We start from the raw sequence: 21,134 nt of genomic DNA on the forward strand, positions 1-21,134 counted from the left end.
TGAACAAAAACGGCTGTCGCAGGGTCGCGAAATCAACGCAATTCGTGATGCCATTTTTTGCATATGTTTCCGAGGCCAGTTAGGAAAATGATCCTCGTGCATTCGTAAGTTCCTGCGCGACAACGTATTTATGGCCCATAATCATCTATGCAATTGACGTAACCATTAAAAAGACAAAGAATTATCGAAAATGTGCAGATGGGTGGCTGGACTTGGAGGACGCGAAAACTTGACCGATGATCACAGGCCATCCGGTCTGTGAGATAAATCACAGAGTAGAGTTGTTCCATCAGGTAAGTCCGCGTCTAAGAAGGGACTACCATGAGATGCGTAGCGTATAGTTTGTCAGTAGCCGGGCGGCCAGGGTGCAATGCCTCTGTTCGCTCTTCGGGAACAGCGCAAGCTTTTTTCGCCGCAATCTCTCTTCGCCTTTTTCCTGACAAGTTTCGTTATGGGCTGCCGCGCGCCTTGGATGCGTCGTCTGCGCCGCAGCGCTCATCACCCGCAAATTTTGTGCGCTTTCGCTCCTGCGCGCCGGGCCGGCCGCGGGAGCCGGAAGCCTACTTGCCGGAATTTTCGACGGCTTGGTCGACATGAAACTTGGGACTCGCATGAGAAGGCTTAGGAGGACCATTCGGTAGTGAATGCTCTCGCCGCAGTTAATAGCGAGGTGGAAACATAACCGGTCAGGCGAAGAACCCGGCCGGTAACTGCGAAACGGGAGTGCCTGGGAGGCTACGACATGACGACGCGCATGCACGGCACGTCGCGGGTGACGGCGAGCAACCTTATCCCGCGAGGGAAGACGCAAGACCTCGACAAGTTGCCGAGGATCGAAGAGGCAGACGGTCCGTCCCTCAAAAGCACGGACACCGGAACGATCGTGATCATCGATCAGCGCGTGCTGATCCGGGATTGTTTGGTCCGCTGCCTGAAGACGGCCAACAAGGATTGCCTCGTCCTGGCCTTTGCCAGCGTTATGGACTGGCTGGCCGGGGCGGCAGACCATCCGGCGCCGGCGGTGATCGTACTCTGCGTGCAGGACCGCAAACCCGTCGACGCGCAGATCGGGACCGAGCTGTCGGTTCTGGCGGGCCGCGGCATAGATGTCCCGGTCGTCATCATCTCCGATGCCGAGGATATGAACCACGTGGTCGCCGCGCTGGAGAATGGCGCCCGCGGCTATATCCCGACAAGCGTCACCCTTGATGTCGCGGTCGAAGCCATGCGTCTTGTGGAGGCGGGCGGCACCTTCGCGCCGGCCAGCACGATGATGTCGTGGAAGCGAACGGAAGAAGCTCAGCCGGTGCAGAACGGCCACGCCAAGAATCTGTTCACGGCGCGCCAGGCCGCCGTCCTTGCCGTCCTTCGGCAGGGCAAGGCCAACAAGCGCATCGCCTATGAGCTGAACATGCGGGAAGGCACCGTGAAGGTGCATATCCGCAATATCATGAAGAAACTGAAGGCAAAGAACCGCACTGAAGTTGCAATCCTTGCGCATGAAATGTTTGCGGATACCGCCGAAGGCTAGGCCGACCCGGCTTGCATTCAAGAGCGCGCCGACTGGACCCCTCTGCGGGGCCGATGGCTTCATTGAGCTGAGTGCCGCGCTCACGTCACAACCAGATCAAGCCCCGCTTTCTGCAGGCCGTCATGTCTGAAAACACGGCACTGGCGCAGCCTTGCTCCCAATCGGCCTCATCCTGAGGAGCATTGCGAAGGAATGCGTCATCGCAAGCCTGCCTTGGCCGGCTTGCGATGGTCTCAATCCGATTTCGGATAAACCCGAGATCGGTGGATGGCCGTCCCGCTTCGAGCCTCTTCTGCGAACGCATCTCAGGGCCTGACCCAAAATGTAGCCAATGAAATCAGGCCTTGCCGTTGAGCGTCATGCCCGCACCCCGGTCCGGCCGAAAGCCGGCCGGAATGTAAACTTGTCGCGGACACCCACGCCTCAATGTCATGCCGCAAGAAAGCCGTGGGTGGCCGGGACGGGCCCGACCGTGACGAAAAAATAGAATCTGCCTCCCAACGCGTGTCCCAAAAAAGTGCGACCGGCTCCGGGGGAGAGCCGGTCGCGCAATCTCGGTCACGGGGATGGGGGCAAGGAGACGACCGAGATTGCTGTCTCGAATGACTGGTGCGAGGGCGCGATCCTATGAAACTCCCTTGTTCTGTCTCCGCATCATCACAGCTCCCGGAATGCGCGAGCCATGCTGTCGCGGATCGGCTTGGTCAGATATTCGAAGAACGTCCGCTCCACCGTCGTGATGAACACGTCCGCCGGCATGCCGGGTGTCGGCGTGAATCCCTGCAGGGCGGATGCCTGAAGGGCGTCGAGCTTCACGCGCGCGACATAGATGTCGCTCGGCGTCTGCTGGGCGCCTTTTTTCTCATCCGGCAAGGCGTCCGCCGACACATAGATGACTTCTCCCGCAATCATCGGCGTGATCCGCTGGCTGAGCGCGGTCAGGCGAACCATGGCGTGCTGACCGCGCTTGACGCTGTCGATATCCTGCGGACGGACGCGCACTTCGATGATCAGCTCCGCATCGAGGGGGAGAATTTCCATGATGTTCTTGCCGGCCTCGATGACGCCGCCCGGCGTGTGATATCTGAGCTTGACCACGACGCCCCTGACCGGCGCGGTGATCTTGACCCGGTCGAGGACGCTCTTGGCCGCGCGAATGCGCTCACGCACGTCGTTGAGTTCGGAGCGCACTTCGTGCAGTTGCTCGACCGCGGTCTTGATCGCGGTTTTCCTGACGCCGGCGATCTGCTCATTGGCGCGCGCAATGCGTTCCCTCGCGTCGCCCATTTCACCCTGCAGCCGGCCGACTTCACCCTGCAGATTGGCGTAGGCGCGCTGCAGCACCAGCAGCTCCGGCTTGCGCACGAACCCGCTTTTCAGCAGGTGGTTCTTCGCCTCGATTTCCTCGCTCAGCAATTTGAGCTGTTCATGGACGCCGGCGACCTGGATCTTGCTGCCGTTGATGCGCTCGTTCAGGGCGTTGATGCCATCCCTGATGGTCGCGATCTCGCTGTCGAGCGCCCGTCGGCGCGCCTCGAAGGTGAGGCGCTGGTTCTCGACGATCATCTTCGCATCCGGATCGTCCGACATGGTGAGAATCTCGGGCGGGAAAGAGGCCTCGGACTGCTCACGCATCTCGGCTTGCAGGCGTGCATCCATGGCGACCAGCCGGATGTGGCGCAACTGCAGCCGGCGCAACTCCGCCCGGGGAGCGGTCTCGTCGAGATGAACGAGAGTCTGGCCGGGCTCGACCCGGTCGCCCTCGCGCACGGCGATCTCGCGTATGACGCCGCCTTCGAGATGCTGGATGATCTTGTTCTGCCCGGTCGCAACAAACATGCCGGAGGTGACCACGGCGCCGGCGATGGGAGCGGTGCCGCCCCAAACGCCGAAGCCGAGCACAGAGACGCCGAGCACGACAACGCCGAACAGCGTCGGCGTCCGCGCCGACCGGGGGATATCCGCGTACCAGGGCCGTCCCTTTATCGTACCAGGAGCCATCAGGAATTCTCCCTGCGATCCCTTATCCCTCGATGATTGGCATGCCGTCGTCGACGGGCGGCTTGGGTCCATTGATCGGCTTCTGACCCGCGATCAGCGGCAGAAGGTCGTCGCGCTTGCCGAAGGCCTGCACCGCGCCGTTGGTCAGGATCATGATCTTGTCGACGCTCTTCAGCAGCGACGGGCGTTGTGTGATCGTGACGATGGTCAGCGATTTTTCCTTGGCGCGCAGCAAGGCCCGGGCGAGCGCCTGCTCGCCGCGTGAATCGAGGTTGGAGTTCGGCTCGTCGAGCACGATGAGCCGCGGATTGCCGAAGAAGGCGCGCGCGAGGCCGATGCGTTGCTTCTGGCCGCCCGACAGCGGGCTGCCGTCCATGGCCACCATGGTTTCGTACCCTTGCGCAAATTCCGAAATCATCTCGTGCACGTCGGCCATTTCGGCGGCATCGAAGATCGCTTCGTCGGTGGCATCCTCACGCATGCGCGCGATATTGGCCTTGATCGACGCGGGAAAGAGCTGCACGTCCTGCGGCAGATAGCCGACATTCTCGCCGAATTGCCGCGGATCCCAGTTGCGCAGGTCCATCATGTCGAGGCGCACATTGCCCGCGGTCGGAGCGATCGAGCCGACCAGCATCCGCGCCAGCGTCGACTTTCCGGTTCCCGATGCGCCGATGATCGCAAGCGATTCGCCGGGCTCGAGCTGGAAGGTCACGCCGTTGAGAATGACTTTCTTGTTGGGCGGCGGAACATAGAGAATGCGCTCGACGCTGAGCCGGCCTTCCGGCCGCGGCAAGCGGAGCCGGTCATAGTTCAGCGGCGAGTTTTGCAGCAAGTTCTTGATGCGGGCATAGGCGGTGCGGGCCTGAACAAAGTTGCGCCAGCCTTCGATCGTGCCCTCCAGCGGCGCCAATGCGCGGCTGCCGACGATCGACGCGGCAATGATCATGCCGCCGGTCAAGTGGCTCTCGAGTGCGAGTACCGCACCCCAGGCGAGGATCAGGATCTGCGTCGTCAGGCGCAGAAACTTCGAGATCCCGGTCATGAAGATGTTGCGGTCGTGGCCCTGAACCTGCGCCTTCAAGGACTCCGCGGTTTCACGTCCCCAGAACACGACGCCTTCGGGGATCATGCCCATGGCATTCATCACCTGGGCATTGCGCGCCATCGCTTCCGCCTGCAGGTTGGCGCGCGTGGAATAGGCGTTGGCGCGGGCGAAGGAGACAGCCGTGACTTTCTGGTTGATCAGGGCGACCGCGACCAGTCCCACGCCAGCCGTGGTGACGATAAAGCCGAGATGCGGGTGGATCAGGAAGACAACGAGGAGATAGACGGGAGAGACCGGCGTATCGAACATCGTCAGGATCACCGGCCCGGTGATGAATGCGCGCAGTTGCTGCAGATCGGCCAGTGTCTGGAAGTCGCGGCTCGATCCGCCCTGGGCGGATTTGGCGGCCGCGCTGAGCACCGGCGCGCCGAGCTTGCTCTCGGTCTCGACGGCGATCCGCATCAGGATGAAGCGCCGCATCATGTCGAGCAGGACGTGAGCGGCGATGGCGCCGGCCACGATGGCGGTCAGCATGATCAGCGTATCGGTACTGCGGCTGGTCAGCACGCGGTCGGACACATTGAAGAGATAGATCGGGATCGCCAGGATCAGGAGATTCACCGCGATCGAGAAAATACCGACCGTCACCAGATTGCGCCGGCAGACCGCGAGACCCGAGCGCAACACCTCGCGGAAATCCTTGTCGCCGGAGCGCTGTTCCAGTGGCGGCGAGCCGCCGCCGCTGCCGCCGCTGCCGTTGGACTTGCGAACAGGCGTGTTGCCATTGCCGCCGGCCTTCGCTGCGGGCGGCGGCGCATCTGCGGCGTCGCGCGCGCTCGGGGGCATTTCAGCGGCAGGCGCCGTAGTTGTCGGCGTTGCAACGGCCTCCATCGCGGGTTCCGACTGCGCGGCAGGTGGCGCGTCTTGCGGGGCAGGGCTGACGTCTTCAGCCTCGGCTGCATCCTCGGTTGCGTCGTCGGCAGTCATCGGGGCCGCATCAAGGGGCTGCAAAGTCCTGGCTGCGTCGATCGGTGCGTCCCAGATATTGGATTGTTTGAGCTCGCGAAGCCGTTCCGAAATCGACAGCGGACGATCGCTCAACGCCTTTCGACTGTTTGTTTCGGGCGCGGTGTCGGAGCGGGGCGCATGACCGTCGGCCTGTTCCGGCTGCTTTTCCGGCGTGGATGGCGCGGCGTGGCCATTCACGCTGTGCAATGAGCCGTTTGCTTTCCGCCAACGCATGCCCCGTATCTCCCAGTCGCCATCCGTCACGTGGTCAGGTCAGGATGCTCCCCATCGGATCGCCGTTCAGATCGGTATTGCCGGTTTCCGGCAACTCCGTTTCGGGTGTCTGATCGGTGTCGTCGCCGGTAAAGGCGATGACCTCATTGACCAGCGTGTTGGGATCGGCGTGGACAATCTTGTCGTTATTGTCCGTCACCAGATCGCCCTGGATGAGGATCGTGTCCTGATAGACCTCACCGGCGACAAGCGAGTTGTTAGCGCCGACATCGACGATCGCGGCGTCGTTGGTGAGGGCGTTGCTGCCGGTCGAGGCGGCCTGAGTGAAGGTTTCTCCGTCCTCCGGGTTGGCAAGCCCGAAATACTGGATCGCCGTATCGACATCGGCGATCACATTCACCTGCCAGATGGCGTTGATGTCGTAATAGTCGCCGGTGACATAGAGAACGTCGAGCACGCCGGAGCCGTTGCCCGGCACCAGCCAGCCCAGCGACGGATCGAGCGATGTCGATCTAGAGGCGAGGGCTTCGAGAATGACATCCAGCTCGTCTCCGGGAACGGCAAAGAAATTGTCGCCATAGCCGACGATCACGGCGTTGTTCAGGAGCTCGTTTTCACCGCTGGAGGCGGACTGCGAGGTGCCGTCACCGGCCTCTTCGTTGGCTGCGATCTTCAGAATGTCCTGGTCCAGCAGCACATTGTACTGGAAAATCAGATTGGCGGCGTGGAAATCGCCGCAGACCACGATGAGGTCGTATTTCACCTCGCCGTTGAAGAGCTGGAACAGGTTAAGCTGTTCGTTTTCGCCGAGATATGCCTCATAGTGCGTGTATTGCGTGTCTTGCACGGCGACATCGTTGTCCTGCAGGACATTCTTCTGATACACGACATTGATGTCGTAGAAATCGCTGTCGACGACGGTGATGTTCCATTGCAATCCGGCGTGAAGGACCGGCGTTTGCGGGAAGATGCCGTCATTCTGGATGAACTCGGCGATATTGTCCGCGGTGTTGTTGCCGCCGATGATCGGCGCATAACTCTCGCCGCCCGCGACACGAACATTGTCATCGTCGACATAGGCGTTGGTCTGGACGATGGCGTTGGTCTTGAAATAGTCGCCCAGCACGATCATCGTGTTGCTGGCTTCCTTGATATCGACGATCAGCGCGGCATTCGTCGCCTCATTGGCGCCGAGCTCGGCCCACTGGCCCTTGAGGGTGGGATCGAGAGCAGCGGGCTCATCTTCAGCCACCGGCTCGTCCTCCGGCGCTTCCAGCAATTCGCCGTTGACGTAATAGCCCGGATCGACCGAATGCTCGCTGTCGCCGCCGTCTTCCTTGATGGCGGCATCCCGTGTGGCCAGGAATTCCGCGGCAGCTTCCGATCCTGAAATGGGGAGGGCGAGATCGTCCGGGGTTTGACCTTCCGCCTTTTCGATCAGCTTTTCCAGTTTTGCATCGATATCGAAATCATGCAGATTGCTGACCGCAGAATCCTCAAGCGCCCCGAGCAGATCATCGTCCTGCATGGTGTTGAGCTGCAGAACGTCGAGCATCTGCTGGTCGCCGCCGTCACGGTAGGTCAGGTTGATTTTCAGATTGAAATCGGCGCTGCCGGCGACGACGGGCTTGGCTAGCGAGGGGAACTTGATGGATGGGTCATCAACGTCCTCTTCGCCTTGGCGGAGCGGCTTCAGCGGGCGCAGGAAGGACGCGTGAATCTCAAATGGCGTGGCGGGGTCCGAAAGCGCGAACGGGCTGTCGGGAATTCTCTCGGTCTTGATCTCCTCCAGATCGGGGCGGACGACATTGTCTCTCAGGTCAACGACGTATTCGTCCGGCCGAACCGTGATGGCGCCGTCTTCATAGATGATGCGGTCTTGGGCGGTCTCGGTGATGAGCTGGAGATAGCCTGCGAAGTGGTAAACGATCTCGGTCACGCCGCCGGGGACCATGAGAGCCTCCCTTTTTCTGTGACGTCAGGGGCCGCATCACCCCCGCAGATCATTATCGAGTTTGAGGTTGTCTCATTCGGGTTGAAGAAAAAAACCCGCGCGGGGTGTGCCGCGCGGGGCCAAGCGTCAGTTAGAAGTCGCCGTCGGTGAGATTGTCACCGGCGTTCTGAAGCTCGATGCTGTTGAACTGGATATTGGCGCCCAGCACAATGTTCTGGGTGAAGGCTTCGACGCTGGCGATGCCGTCTGCTGTTGCCTGCAGGCCGTCGCCGACCGTGTTGCCGTCGTCCATGCGGATTTCGATCTTCGGGTCGTCGAACTTGTTGTCGCCGCCCTCGGCCTTCTGCTCAACGTCGAACTTGCCGTCATTCTTGACTTCGGCACTCCACAGGAAGTCCTTGTCAACCAGGTTGTTCACCTGATCGATATTGAACTGGCTGCCGTCGCCGTTCAGGGTCTGGTACACCACATCCGGCATCACCACGCTGCCGTCGATGTCCTTGATCTCGTCGATGTCGATGACATCGTTGTCGTAAGGACGATCGAAGGCGGAGAGATCGAGATCAACCTTGACGTCGACTTCCACGTCAACCTTGTTCTCAACCGTATTCTCGACCTTATTTTCGATATCGTTGTCGACGTCGTTGTCAACCTTGTTGTCCAGTTCGTTGTCGACGTCGTTCTTTACTTCGTTCTTGTTCTCGTTTTCGTTTTCGTTTTTGCTCTCGTTCTCGTTCTTGTTTTCATTCTCGTTATCGCTTTCGACCTTGGAGTCGATCGACTGGACTGCGAACTGGTACTGACCCTGGCCTTGACCCTGGCCTTGGCCCTGTCCCTGAAGCTGGGCTTGAAGCTCGGCTTGTCCCTGAAGCTGGCCTTGAAGCTCGCCTTGGGCTTGTCCTTGAAGCGACATAACAATGTCTCCTGCTGGCATCAGGAGCATCGCTTTCATTCGTGATCGCTGATCTTCTGCGTCTGCGACCACTCACTCTTTCGATGCAACTGATGATTTCAGTTGAGTGGGTGGATGCGACCGGCCTGATAACAGGAGCCCGCAACGCAAGGAGCCTGTTGCTCAAGCTGCGGCCGGAAGAATTGTCACGATGAGTTTGTCTGGTGCGGCGCCTCCCTCTGCTACACGGGCCATCGGCCACCTTTCCCCGTCTGGAACCACTGTTGCGGTCCAAATATGTCAGGATGCTTGCGGGTGAGAGGCTTGCGCATCGGCAGCAAACTGCCTAGAGGCGCATTGGGGCAGGGTATCCCCCATTGGCGGTAGACGCGTCTGACCAAAACGGAGGCGTGGAACAGAGACGCGGCGCGGGGCTACCTCCTTGGAGGCGATACTTGCAACGCGATTGGAAGAGGTGAGCGCTTACGGGTTCGCGTGCAGAACACTGACGGGGTGGGCCGGAGATGGCGCGAGTTCAAAAAGGCGAGCCATCGCGTCGCGATGATGCGGATCAAGCGCGACGACGTGCCGATAGCTTTGCACGGCTTTCTCGGTTTCGCGCTGCATATGAAATGCGAGGCCGAGACCGTAATGTGCTACGACCAACTCAGGGTGCATCTTGAGCGCCTGCTGATAGCAATGCACGGCAAACGCGACGGCGCCGGCTTCCCTGAACTTGTCGCCGAGCTTTGCGTTCAGCGCTGCGTAATGCGGCTGTGTCTCCCGCGGCAATCGGCCGAGCATGTGCAGCGTATTCGCCTTGCTCACTTCCGCCTCGAGATAGCCAGGCTGCAGGCTGACCGCTTTTTCAAAAGCGTTGATCGCCTCCTCGTAATGGCCGGCCTTGAAGAGGACATTGCCCAGCTTGTTGTGCGCAAGGGCCAGATTCGGATGCCGTGTGATGACCTCCCGGTAGGCGTCGGCAGCTTCGGAAAACCGGCGCCGCGCCTCAAGCGAATGGCCCAGTCTGAGCCATGCTTTTTCGGAGTCAGGCTTGATGGCGACGAGCGACTTGAAAATCCGTTTCGCTGTGCCGTGGCTTCCCGTCGAGGCCTTGAGCTGACCGAGGCGATACAACGCATCTTCGCATTTCGGATCGGTCTCAATGATCTGGCGGTAGGCCTGCTCGGCGCGTGCGAAATGGCCGGATTTGTGCAGCCGCGTCGCGCGCTCCAGCGCTTCGGGAATGGTTCTGGTATCCAGTTTGTCGCCGGGATTACGGCCGTTCTTGGTGCTAAGAATTGCGCAGAAGATGCGGCGCTCTTGCACCCCAAAGGAGTATTTGTACGCTTCGTTTCCCCTGAGGAAATCGTATGTGGTAAAGCCGTTTTCGATCGCGTATTGGATGCTGTGCGCGTGCAGGACGATGCCTGGGGACGGCTTGCCAAACGTCTCGTCGCGACCGCCCATAAAAGCCAGCAGTGATCGTTTCGCCGGATCAATGAATGTCGCCTGCGCACCAACCGGTGTGTCTCCGTTCCACATGATTGGAAGGAAGAGCGAGCCGCCTGCGAAGGCTCGTGTCAACGCCTGGAAGTTAGAGCGTAGAATTGTCTGCAATCTGTCGCCCTTGCGTTTGCCCCATTGTACGGTCCACAGGCGGAGCAATATCTTCACATCCCTTTCAATGGTGGTCGCGTCGGCGTGCGTGATGCGAAGGTCGCCGGTCTCGCCGACGCGCTTCATGAAACGCTTGACCGTACGGCGCGTCTCCGAACCGAGATTGTTGTTCAGATAGGTCTCCCAGTTATCCGGCAACGTCACCAGTGGACATATGCAGTTGTTGATGTTTTCGGGTTTGTTGATCCGCTCCTGCCGCTTGATGACAAACTTCGTGTCTGGAAAATGGTTGAGAAACAGACGAAGCCGCTCGTCGGTGGTCCGGATATTGTCGAGATTGACGCGCGCCCAGGGCGATTTGCCGACATATTTGGCGAGGGCCGGAATGGCGAGCTTGTCGAATTCCGGCATGCAGATGAAGCCGGTATAGTCGGCCTGATAATTTCCAGCCATGTAGATTTCGTTGTGGAAGCCGCCCTGTTTTCTTTCCCTGAGCCGGACTCTGAGCGGCAGAAAGGCGACATGGTGCTCCGCGCCGGGGGGCTTCGCCGCCAGGATGAACCACGAGCCTGTCAGCACGGGAAGCCATTGCGATAGCCACGTCCAGGAGAGAAAAAAATGTGCGTCCGGATCGTTGTCGTAAACGCGATCCCACTCGGCGCGCAGCTCGGCGAAGGCCTGCAGATTGTCGATGACGCGGATCTGCATGACGCCTCCTAGCGACCGCGCCATCTTTGCGGCACCCGAGCCAACGGCTTGCACAACCTGATCCGGTGCATGCTATCTCCTGGTGAAAAGACTTTACTCGAAATTGTTCGCGCGCCGAGACGGGGTGCGATACCTCAAAGTGACTACGTCGGAGGAGGTAGGTTTGCCGCAAAGCGTAGGCCGTTGCGACCGGGGCGGAAAAACTAGGCCTGGGGCGGTGAGGTTTCAGGCGCGGGAATGCTTGTCTGGCGGATTTGCTGCAGATGCTTTTGCAGACGCGGCAGAAACTGCCAGATATCCCGGTTGAGCTTCTTCAATTCCTGGGTCGCCGCCGTCATCTCCTTGATCCGCCGCTCGTCCATAGGGCGGATTTCGCCGAATTGCAGGCGTTTCTTCGTTTCCACGATCTTGATGGAATGCGTGTGCGTGATCTCGCCGCGGCCATCCACCATGTACATGCAATGGTTGAACTCGTTGCGAATGCGGGTGCATTCGTTGAACCGCTCAATCAGGTCGCTGAGGGCCTTGTCCAGCGCGCGGTCCCGAAGCTGGACCTTTGCGAGACGCTGGATCAGATCGAGCCGGGCTCTGGTGGTGTTCAGCGTCGCAAAAACGATGGCCGCCGAGGTTTGATCGGTCCTGAGCAGCAGCATCAGCAGGTAGATGAAAAGGCTTTCGTTGTTGGACCAGCTGAAGACGAGGTTGCCGATCAAAGCCAGAATCGACGTGCGGTGATCCGCAGATTTGGGGGCGACGGCCTCGATCGCTTCGAAATCGGGCATCGGAGGAAGCTGACCGGACATTCCACATCCCCTTCCGCTGCTTGGGTCGGCCCCCGATCTGACATATGCTGACCAGCAGTCGCTGAAACAGCAGCCGGAGGAAGGGCCGGCGGTCGGCACCGGCTGGTTGGTCGCTGCCGCCATCGTCTAGCAAAACCGTTTTTTTAACAAGGCCCGGCTGCCGACGTGAAAGCGCCTTCGTGCGTTGGAATGCGGGTCTTCGGACCGCGCCTTTCCAGAACGGAGCAGGCGAGATGTGGCCATTATTGTTGGGGCTCTGGAAAGCCCGCTGCGGTCGCAAGGCCGCGGTCGCCGCCATCGCGCCTTTGGTCGCGCGCAGCCGGCAGCGCCTGTCGGACATCCCGGATACGGCCTGGCTCGATCCCTATCTTGTGGGCTTCATGATGATGTTCATCACGCTGGTCGCGCGGCGAGAGGTCAACGCGCTGGACACGCAAGCGCTCGGTCTCGTTCAATGCAGCGCCTGGGGCGAGATCACGGGGATGAAACCCGATCTGATCGGCGAGGAGACCCTACACCTTTGTACGACGGGGGACAGGGACTTTGAGCGCGGTTGCCGGGATGCGATCGCGATCGATCTGGAGCTGTACAGAAATGTCGCCGAACTGAATGCAGATCTCGGCTTCGGAAGCCCATATGACGGATTCGGCTTCGACATGAGCGAAAGACGTGAATCCGACGGCGTCATGCCGTTATGGGAGCATTATTTTGACGAGCGCGTCATGACGCATGCCGCCGCACACGGCGGGCTCGCGGGACGCACCATCGATATGGTTCGTGCCGCAACGTAATGCGGCTTTCGCTCAACTCCGCAGCGGCAGCTCGCCGGCCCAGGCGCGGGCGATCAGATCGCGGATGGCGTCGCGCTCGATCGGGCGCGGATTCCAGTAGGGATCTTTGACGGCGATATCGGCGGCGCGGTCAATGCCGTCTTCCGGCATGCCGAGGGATTTCAGACTGCGCGGCGCGCCAAGCTTGCCCGAAAGTTCAAAGAGGTCGGTGGCCGCATCCGTCCCGCCCAGTGCCCGTACCAGCCGCTCCGCCGCCTCTGGCGCGACGGCCGCGTTATAGGCGAAGGCATGTGGCAGCACGACCGTGTGCGTTTCGGCATGCGGCAGGTCGAAGGAGCCGCCGAGCACATGGCACAGCTTGTGATGCAGCGCCATGCCGACAGATCCGAGACACATGCCGCAAAGCCAGGCGCCGTAAAGCGCTTCCGAACGCGCATCGTGATCTTTCGGGTTTGCGACAATGACCGGCAGCGCGCGTGCCAGCGCGCGCACGGCATCTTCCGCCATGAGCGACATGACGGGATTGCGGTCCTGTGCGTAGAGCGCTTCTACCGCATGCGCGATGGCGTTCATGCCGGAGGTCGCCGACATCTTCGGAGGCAGGGTCAATGTCAGATCGACATCGTAGATCACGACTTCCGGCAGAACCTTGAGCGTGCGCTGCGTGGTCTTGGCGCCGTCCCTGGTCTCGCCGATGATCGGCGTCATTTCCGAACCGGCATAGGTGGTCGGGATGGCGAACTGGACGAGATCGGTGCGCAGGGCGATGGCCTTCCCGAGCCCGATCGTCGAGCCGCCGCCGACCGCGACTGTGCAATCGGCCTTGACCTCGTCCACAATCCGCAGCGCCCGCTCGGTGATATCGACCGGCGTATGCATGGCGGCTTCGGTGAAGGTACCGACCGCAAGCGCGCCGAGCGAGTGAGCGAGCTCCTGCGCGGAAGCCTTCTGCTCCGGGGTGCCGAGCACCAGCGCGCGCGTGCATTTCGCGCGCTCAATTTCTGACCTGAGCTGGCTGCGCGTGCCGCTGCCGAACAGCACGCGGGCGGGGAGGCCGTTGTAAACGAAGGATTGCATACGCTATCTCGTCATTGTCTGCGAACGGACTGAGCGCATCAGTAGTGCGGGGGCGGCGGCTCGGGCAGGCCGGCAGCATTGCGGCTGTTTTCAAGCTCCTGAACGCGGTCGCGAAGCTGCTCGATCTGCCGCTTGAGCAGATCGATCTGCGTCCATTGCTCGGTGGCGACCGTGTTGAGATCCTCGATCACCTGGTCCTGATGCGCAGCGCGCATCTCCAACGCCTCGATCCGAGTCATCAGCCTCGCAATGTCACTCATCGGCATCACCGCTAGTGCGGCCATTTCGCGATCGCTCAACAAGGCCGTGCCCAAGCGCTTCGCGTTCGTCGAAGACGAAGCATTCGCCATTCCACCGGCTGTGTTCGGCCGGGACATCCTCCAGATATTTCAGAATGCCGCCCTTCAGATGATAGACTTCGGAAAAGCCGCTCGCGAGGAGATAGGAGCTTGCTTTCTCGCAGCGGATGCCGCCGGTGCAGAACATCGCGATCCTCCGGTGCCGAGCCGGATCCAGCTTGGTATCCGCGAAATCGCGGAACTCGCTGAAGCGGCGGATGTTCGGATCGATCGCGCCCTGGAACGTCCCCATGTCCACCTCGAACCGATTGCGGGTGTCGATCAGAACAACATCCGGCGCGTCGAGCAGGGCATTCCAGGCCCCCGCATCCACATAGGTGCCGACGGCGCGGCTCGGGTCGGCGCGCCGATCCCCGAACGTGACGATCTCCTTCTTGAGGCGAACTTTCAGCCGCCGGAACGGCATCTCGGCTGCGGTCGAGAATTTCAGCTCCAGATTGTCGAGACGTGCACCGAACACTGCGCCGTGCTGCAGCTCGTGCACCAGTGCATCAATCGCGCTCGCCGTGCCGGCGAGCGTTCCATTGATTCCCTCCGGCGCCAGCAACAGCGTGCCTTTCAGCCCGAGCCGCTCGCAGAGTGCGCGCAGGGGCGGACGCAGATCGCGGAAATCCGGCAAGGCGATAAACTGATAAAGCGCTGCGACCTTATAGGTCATGGCCATGTGCGATCCATGAGCGTCATGATGTCTCGGTGATGGCCTTGATCTTGTCGAGCCCGCCCACCTTGGGCGCGAGCGAGGCCCAGACCCCGCGCGCGCCGTTCTCCCAGGCCGCACGGTCCTCGATGGCAACTGTCTTGCCGCCGGCTGAGGCGGCTTTCTGCATCGAGACCTTCTCGTCCTCGACGATAAGCTGGTCGAAATAGAGCGCGCCTTCTGCAGCGGCGGCCGCGAACACCGTCCTCTCGTCGTCCTTCAATGATTTCCAGAACGGCGCGGAGAAATAGACCACGCCGGTCGCCCAGATGTGCCCGGTCTCGATCAGATAGGGCACGACTTCGTACAGTTTGAACCCCGCATAGGCCGACTTGGTGAGGTCCATCATGTCGACCACGCCGGTCTGCAACGCGTTGTATGTCTCCGGAATCGGAATCGGCGTCGGGTTGGCGCCAAAGGCCTTCCACAATTCCGTATGCAGCGGGCTCTGGATCACGCGAATGCGCTTGCCGGCAAGTTGCGACGGCCTGGTCAGCGGTTCCTTGGCAAGGAGATGCCGCGCGCCGTAATTGATGAAGCCTTGGACCATGAAATTCTGCGCGGCGAATTTGGCCTTCAGACCCGTGCCGATCGGTCCATCAAGGACGCGCCGCACATGTCCGGCGTCGCGGAACACGAAGGGGGCGTCGAGCACCTGCGATTCCGGCACCCAGCTCGACAGCGCCGACACCGTGGACAGGCTGGCCCGGATGGAGCCGAGGCGAATGCCTTCGGCGACCTCCTTCTCGCCGCCTAGAGCCGCGTTCTGCACGATCCGGAAATCGAAGCGGCCGGGCAGCCTGGCATCGACGATCTCCCTGATTTTCAGCCAGATTTTGGTTTCCGGCTTGTCGGCGCCGAACAGCGACGCGACGGTGAAGGTCGTGGCGGCGCGGGCCGTGCGCGCCGGGGCGAGGAAAGGCGCCGCGACGCCTGCGGCGAGCAGGCTCGAAAATGCGCGGCGGTTCAATGTGCGGCTCATCTATTCTCCGTCAATTCAATCCGTGGTTCTAGATCCGGGACGGCGCCGCCCATAACGCCGAGGCAATGCAAAGCACAGCCAGGGCCGCAAGCAAAGCCAGCAGCAGTGGAATCGCCTCGCGGAACACCTGCGCCGGCCGCGCTCCCGAAACGCCGCTTGCGACATAGACCAGAATGCCCAGCGGCGGGGTGAGCCCGTGGATCATGAGGTTCACCACCAGGATGACGCCGAACTGGATCGGATCGATCCCGGCCATGGTTGCAGCCGGCAAGAGAAGCGGCGCCAGCAGCAGGATGGCGGCGCCGATATCGAGCACGAGCCCGGCAATCAGCAGGACGATATTGGCGAGCAGCATCACCGCAAACGGTCCGCCACCGAATGAGGTGATCAGGGATGTCACCAGGTCGGACACCCGGTCGACGGCCAAGAGGAAGGCGAAGGGCGTGGCTGTGCCGATCAAAAATCCGATCGCGGCCGCTTCTACGGCCGAGTTGCGGAACGCCTCGGCCATCGAGCGGCCGCCGATGCTACCCATGACAAGGCAGACGATAAGCGCATAGGCGACGGCGAGAGCCGACGCCTCGGTCGTGGTCACGATGCCGAAGCGGATGCCGACCACCACGATCACGCCGAGACCGATGGTGGGCAGGGACGACATGAATGCGCGCGCCCGTTCCGGTCCGGATGCGCGTTCCCGCAGCGGCTTGTCGCTGCGGGACGTGAGGTAAAGGCCGATGCCGAGAGCGAGGGCCAGCACGGCCCCGGCAACAAAGCCGCCGACCAGAAGCGAGCCGACCGACAGGTTGGTCGCCGTCGCCAGAATAAGGAAGGCGATCGACGGAGGGATGATGTTGTCCAGCATCGCCGTCGAGGCGACGATCGCTGCCGCCCGCGGCAGCCGATAGCCATGCGCAACCAGCGCCGGCACCATGACCTTGGCGCCGAAGGCAGCATTGGCGATCGAGGAACCCGACGCGCCGGAAAACATCACGCTCGACACCAGCGTGGTCTGCGCCAGTCCGCCGCGCAAATGTCCGACCAGCGTGGCGGCGAAGCGGACCAGACGGTCCGCCAATCCACCGACTGTGAGAATCTCGCCGGCCAGGAGGAAGAAGGGAATGGCCAGCAGCAGGAATTTGCTGATGCCGACGACGGTGTTCTGAACCAGTGCCGGCTCCGGCAGCAATGCGCCGAACGGCGTCGCGAGCGACACCCCGACCAGCAGGGCATGCGGCAGCGGCGCACCCAGAACGAGCCCGATGGCCGCCGCAATTCCGGCCGCAAGGCTGGGCGCGGATAGCGTGACAGCCTGCAGATGATGCGCGGCGAGATAGAGGGCGATGCCGACGGCGAGGATTGCAAGCGCGCGCGCGACGCCGTCTTCGACAAGGGTGCGGCCGAACAAGATGAACACCATCAATCCGCCGCCGGTCACAATCGCGGCGAAGCGCAGCCATTCCGGCAGGCCCAGCACGGTCGAGGTGCCGCCGATGGCTGCAACAACATCGGCGCCGCCAAGCGCGAGAATGAGGCCGGCATCGATCGCAATACCGTCGGCGATGAGGCGGGCGATCTTTTGCAGATTCACCGGCAACATCTGGACAATGACGTCCAGCCGCATCGCCAGGGGACCGGTGATCGCAATCGGGGCGCCGACCGCGACCAGCAGGATATTGAGCCAGATGGCCAGTTCTTCGGACCAGATCAGCCCGCTGCCGAAGACATACCGCAGCGTCACCGATGTCATCACCAGGATGAAAAGGACAGCCAGGATGCCGGCGCCAAGCCATTGCAGCGCGCCCGACAGGCGGTCGAGCACAGACGCAAAGAGGCGCGTGCAGATCTGGCTCGTGGCGGGCAGGATGCTGATCTTCATCGGTGTCATTGTGCCGAAACTTCACGGCAGGGGCGAGACGGGAGTCGGATGCAGAATGTGGTTGCGCCTCCGGAGAGCATGGCAGGATGCCTTTTCACGAACAGCCTGCGAAGTGGGATCGGCTTCCCTTATCCCGATCGCGCCGGATGTACAGCAGGTGACTGGTGGATGTCCTTGAGTGAGACATTGATACATTGCCGCAGGAACAGGAACGTCGTGGCAAAGAAGTCCTGCATGGCGTCGAGCAGCGACTGATGAATGATGATTTGTTCGCCTTCACCGCTTCGCTTCAAGAAGCCGAGGGCTTCGGCGTCCCGCAGCAATTTGAGAACGTGCGGACGCGACACGCCAAAGCGCCGCGACAAGGCGGAAATGGATATCGCCACCGGCTGCGCCGGTAGCGAAGCGGCGTCCGGACGCGTTGCCAGAAGCAGATTGAACAGGATCATCATCCCGGCGTTGCGCTCCGCCAAGGGATAGAGAACGGGGGATGTGTCGAGGATACGGAAGCCGGTGCGGAAGGTTTCGCCGAATTGGCGAGCCATGGCGGCGGTGAAATCCTCACGCTGCAAATGCGCCAGACCTTCGGTGCCTTCCGGCATCAGCAGCGACATCGCACGAAAGTGGCAGGCGATCCGCTCGCATTGCGAATGGAGCATGCGCTCGGTTGGCACCAGCCGGCGGGTACGCCGGTCGGCCTCGCTTTCCGCCGGCGTCAGATATCCGGCATAGCGCATGAGGAGGAGCATGGCCGCGGCGCGGCCGGCGCTGCACAGCCCCGTTTCAACGCAGAGCGATTTCATCCTGGAGGCGGTGAGGCCGCTGGATGGATCATTGGGATGACGCGAATAATGCAGGTAGAGCGCAAGAATGCCGAAAACGACGCGGCCGCGGTCGTTCATCACCTGATTGAGCAACCGGTTGCCCTGGTAAATGCCGATGATGTTGTTCATCGCGAGCCGCACGGCCTCGGAGAATTTCGGGTGCACCCGCAAGGCGGCAACCGCGTCCGCGGAGGGCAGCGCCTCGGGATTTGGACGCGTTCGATCGACGCCGAGGCCTTGGCTGAAACCAGAAAGGTTCATTGCTGCAGTCGTCATTCCATTTGCCGGCGGGCATAAATGAAAACGCGCCCGAAGTCATAAAATTACGACCAGTTTTCTTCATTGCGCAGGGCTCTGCGCAAGCCTCAGGCGGTGCGCAGTTTGAGGTCCGCGTGTGCGCGAATCCCGCGTTGGGCGACTCTTCTCTGACGCACAACAAGGTGAAGCCGGATCGAGCGGGCGCCGCCCGCAATTCGGGACCCTTTTGCACGTGCCGGAATTGGTGAGCCAAGCCGGTCGGATCAGAATCCCGTTGAGCTGGCCCCTTCGCTCTGGTATTATGTATGCCAGAAGTCCGTTGAAGGCATTCTGGCCTCCCAAAACGGCACCGGGCGCCGACCGCCCCAACAACAAGACATCGCGATAAGGAGGGCTAACGCCATGGAACTTCACGAGTTTCAAGCGAAAGAGCTGCTGTCCCGCTACGCGCTTGGTTGTCCGCCGGGACAGATCGCCACCACCCCTGAGGAAGCGGAAAGGGTGGCCGCGTCGCTCGGCGCACCGGACCTCTTCGTCAAGGCGCAAATCCATGCCGGCAGCCGCTTCAAGGCCGGCGGGGTGCGCAAGGTGCGCTCCGCCGCCGAGGCGAAAGCCGCTGCAAAGGACCTCCTGGGGCAGACGCTCGTCACCGAGCAGACCGGGCCGCGCGGACGAACAGTCTCGCGCGTCCTCGTCGAGGCCGGTGTGCGGGGCGCGCGCGAGCTTTATCTCGCTATGATCGTCGACGGTTCGTCCGGCTCGCTCATGGTGATGGGTGGCGAGGGTGGCACCGACGTAGAGGAACGCAGCGCGCAGGGTCAGCCGCCGCTCGAAACACTGCTGCTCGGCACGCGCGGGGAAGTCCTGTCCGGTGATGTCGCCGATTTCTGCCGGAGGCTCGGCCTTACCGGTGTGGCGGCCGGCAATTGCGCCGATGTCGTCGGCAAGATTCACCGCGCCTTCATCGAACTCGATGCCAGCATGATCGAACTCAATCCGCTGATTGTCACCACGAGCGGCGAACTGATCGCACTCGATGCCAAAGTCATCCTCGACGACAATGCCATGTTCCGGCATCCCGATCTCGAAGCTTTGCGCGAGCCGGCCGATGCCGACGACGTGGAACTGAAGGCGCAGCGCCACCAGGTCAACTTCGTGCAGCTCAATGGCGATATCGGCGTCGTGGTGAACGGCGCAGGTCTCGGGCTCGCGACTCTTGATCTCGTGCGCGCGGCCGGCGGCGTGCCGGCGAATTTCATGGATATCCGCACCACGGCGAAGAGTCTCGATATCGCGCAAGGCATCGGCCTCGTGCTCGACAATCCGCGTGCCAAGGTTCTGCTGATCAATGTCTATGGCGGCGGCATGCAGCCCTGCGACACCATCATCGAAGGGCTCGGCATCGCCATCAAGCGCAAGGGCAAGTCGCTGCCCATCGTGCTGCGCCTCACCGGCAACAACGAAGATCTGGCGCGGCTACGCCTCGCCAATTTCAATCTGAACGCCATCGAATGCGGCGACATGTGGCAGGCCGCCACGCGTGCCGTGTCCATCGCAGCGGGGAGGGCATGATGTCTGTTCTCGTCGATCAGAATACGAAAGTGCTGTGCCAGGGCATGACCGGCTGGGCCGGCACTTATCACACCAACCGCATGATCCAGTACGGCACCAATGTCGTCGTTGGCGTCACGCCCGGCAAGGGCGGCAAGTCGCATATCGATGTGCCGGTGTTCAACACAGTCGCCGAAGCGATGCGAGAGACCGGCGCCAATGCCAGTTGCGTCTTCGTACCGCCGGCCCATGCCGCGGCGGCGATGATCGAGAGCATCGAAGCCGGGATGCCGCTGATCGTGGTGGTGACCGAACGCATCCCGCCGCTCGACATGGTGCGCGTGCGCGAGGCGCTAAAAGGCTCGAACACGCGATTGGTCGGCCCCAATTCGCAAGGCGTGCTGGCGCCGGGCGTCTGCCAGATTGGCGTCATGGCGACCGATCGGGCGCGGCCCGGCCATATCGGCGTCGTGTCGCGTTCGGCGTCGCTGACCAGCGAGGTGGTGGCGCAGCTCACCGCCGCGGGGCTCGGTCAGTCGACCACGATCGGGATCGGCGGCGATGCGGTGCACGGCATGGGCTTCGTCGAATGCCTCGATCTCTTCTTCGCCGATCCGCAGACGGATGCCGTTGTCATGATCGGCGAGATCGGCGGCAACGAGGAGCAGGATGCTGCGCGCTATCTGCGTGCTGGCGGACTGAAGAAGCCTGTGGTCGCGCTTGTCGCCGGCCAATATGCGCCGCCGCAGCGCCGCATGGGGCATGCCGGCACGCTGACCTTGCTGGGCAGGGGGGATGCCGGCAACAAGATCGCCGATCTTGAAGCAGTCGGCGTCATCATCGCGCCCAGTTCGCATCTCGTGGGCGCGACGATGCGCGATGCGCTGACCAAACGTGCGGCGTGAGCTTTCATGCTCCGT

General features: G+C 61.7%; 16 protein-coding genes. 4 read left to right on the top strand and 12 right to left on the bottom strand.

Going from position 1 to position 21,134, the window contains the following annotated elements:
* Positions 1 to 742: 742 nt before the first annotated feature.
* Positions 743 to 1,531, top strand: a complete 789-nt coding sequence (locus RO009_13485; protein ID MDT3686041.1) for a response regulator transcription factor — start codon at positions 743 to 745, stop codon at positions 1,529 to 1,531.
* A 657-nt stretch (positions 1,532 to 2,188) separates the two neighbouring features.
* Here RO009_13485 and RO009_13490 read toward each other — a convergent pair.
* The 6 genes from RO009_13490 to RO009_13515 all read right to left on the bottom strand — a co-directional run bounded on the left by RO009_13490 (position 2,189) and on the right by RO009_13515 (position 11,922).
* The gene (locus RO009_13490; GenBank protein ID MDT3686042.1) at positions 2,189 to 3,532 is read right to left on the bottom strand and encodes an HlyD family type I secretion periplasmic adaptor subunit; all 1,344 of its coding nucleotides are present in this window, start codon (positions 3,530 to 3,532) and stop codon (positions 2,189 to 2,191) included.
* A 22-nt stretch (positions 3,533 to 3,554) separates the two neighbouring features.
* Complete coding sequence (locus RO009_13495; protein MDT3686043.1) at positions 3,555 to 5,822, bottom strand: type I secretion system permease/ATPase; 2,268 nt, start codon at positions 5,820 to 5,822, stop codon at positions 3,555 to 3,557.
* Positions 5,823 to 5,856: 34 nt separating this feature from the next.
* Complete coding sequence (locus RO009_13500; GenBank protein MDT3686044.1) at positions 5,857 to 7,776, bottom strand: hypothetical protein; 1,920 nt, start codon at positions 7,774 to 7,776, stop codon at positions 5,857 to 5,859.
* 130 nt (positions 7,777 to 7,906) lie between these two features.
* Complete coding sequence (locus RO009_13505) at positions 7,907 to 8,689, bottom strand: hypothetical protein (GenBank protein MDT3686045.1); 783 nt, start codon at positions 8,687 to 8,689, stop codon at positions 7,907 to 7,909.
* 462 nt (positions 8,690 to 9,151) lie between these two features.
* Entirely contained in the window at positions 9,152 to 10,996 is a 1,845-nt protein-coding gene (locus tag RO009_13510; protein ID MDT3686046.1) for a GNAT family N-acetyltransferase, read from the bottom strand.
* A gap of 203 nt (positions 10,997 to 11,199) precedes the next feature.
* A complete protein-coding gene (locus RO009_13515; protein ID MDT3686047.1) occupies positions 11,200 to 11,922 on the bottom strand; it encodes a hypothetical protein in 723 nt (240 codons plus the stop codon).
* Between the two features lie 110 nt (positions 11,923 to 12,032).
* Here RO009_13515 and RO009_13520 point away from each other — a divergent pair, with 110 nt between their 5' ends.
* The gene (locus RO009_13520; GenBank protein MDT3686048.1) at positions 12,033 to 12,590 is read left to right on the top strand and encodes a hypothetical protein; all 558 of its coding nucleotides are present in this window, start codon (positions 12,033 to 12,035) and stop codon (positions 12,588 to 12,590) included.
* 12 nt (positions 12,591 to 12,602) lie between these two features.
* Here the strand turns inward: RO009_13520 and RO009_13525 are convergent, their stop codons facing one another.
* From RO009_13525 to RO009_13550, 6 genes are all read right to left on the bottom strand, one after another.
* On the bottom strand, positions 12,603 to 13,667 hold the full coding sequence (locus RO009_13525; protein MDT3686049.1) for a maleylacetate reductase: 1,065 nt from the start codon (positions 13,665 to 13,667) through the stop codon (positions 12,603 to 12,605).
* Positions 13,668 to 13,705: 38 nt separating this feature from the next.
* Complete coding sequence (locus RO009_13530) at positions 13,706 to 13,927, bottom strand: SlyX family protein (GenBank protein ID MDT3686050.1); 222 nt, start codon at positions 13,925 to 13,927, stop codon at positions 13,706 to 13,708.
* Positions 13,920 to 14,684 (bottom strand): rhodanese-related sulfurtransferase, encoded by a 765-nt coding sequence (locus RO009_13535; protein MDT3686051.1) that lies wholly within the window; start codon positions 14,682 to 14,684, stop codon positions 13,920 to 13,922. The genes RO009_13530 and RO009_13535 overlap by 8 nt, the downstream gene beginning before the upstream one ends.
* 22 nt (positions 14,685 to 14,706) lie before the next feature.
* Positions 14,707 to 15,705: a TRAP transporter substrate-binding protein gene (locus tag RO009_13540; GenBank protein MDT3686052.1), complete on the bottom strand. Its 999-nt coding sequence runs from the start codon at positions 15,703 to 15,705 to the stop codon at positions 14,707 to 14,709.
* Between the two features lie 28 nt (positions 15,706 to 15,733).
* Positions 15,734 to 17,590 carry a TRAP transporter large permease subunit gene (locus tag RO009_13545; protein MDT3686053.1) on the bottom strand — a complete coding sequence of 619 codons (1,857 nt, stop codon included), beginning with the start codon at positions 17,588 to 17,590 and terminating at the stop codon, positions 15,734 to 15,736.
* Between the two features lie 119 nt (positions 17,591 to 17,709).
* Entirely contained in the window at positions 17,710 to 18,681 is a 972-nt protein-coding gene (locus RO009_13550) for a hypothetical protein (protein ID MDT3686054.1), read from the bottom strand.
* Between the two features lie 366 nt (positions 18,682 to 19,047).
* Between RO009_13550 and sucC the strand changes: the two genes are divergently transcribed.
* Both sucC and sucD read left to right on the top strand, forming a co-directional pair.
* Positions 19,048 to 20,235, top strand: a complete 1,188-nt coding sequence (gene sucC, locus RO009_13555) for an ADP-forming succinate--CoA ligase subunit beta (protein MDT3686055.1) — start codon at positions 19,048 to 19,050, stop codon at positions 20,233 to 20,235.
* Positions 20,235 to 21,119: a succinate--CoA ligase subunit alpha gene (gene sucD / locus RO009_13560; protein ID MDT3686056.1), complete on the top strand. Its 885-nt coding sequence runs from the start codon at positions 20,235 to 20,237 to the stop codon at positions 21,117 to 21,119. The genes sucC and sucD overlap by 1 nt, the downstream gene beginning before the upstream one ends.
* Positions 21,120 to 21,134: the final 15 nt, after the last annotated feature.

The organism is Pseudorhodoplanes sp., from assembly GCA_032027085.1.
Lineage (GTDB): Bacteria > Pseudomonadota > Alphaproteobacteria > Rhizobiales > Xanthobacteraceae > Pseudorhodoplanes.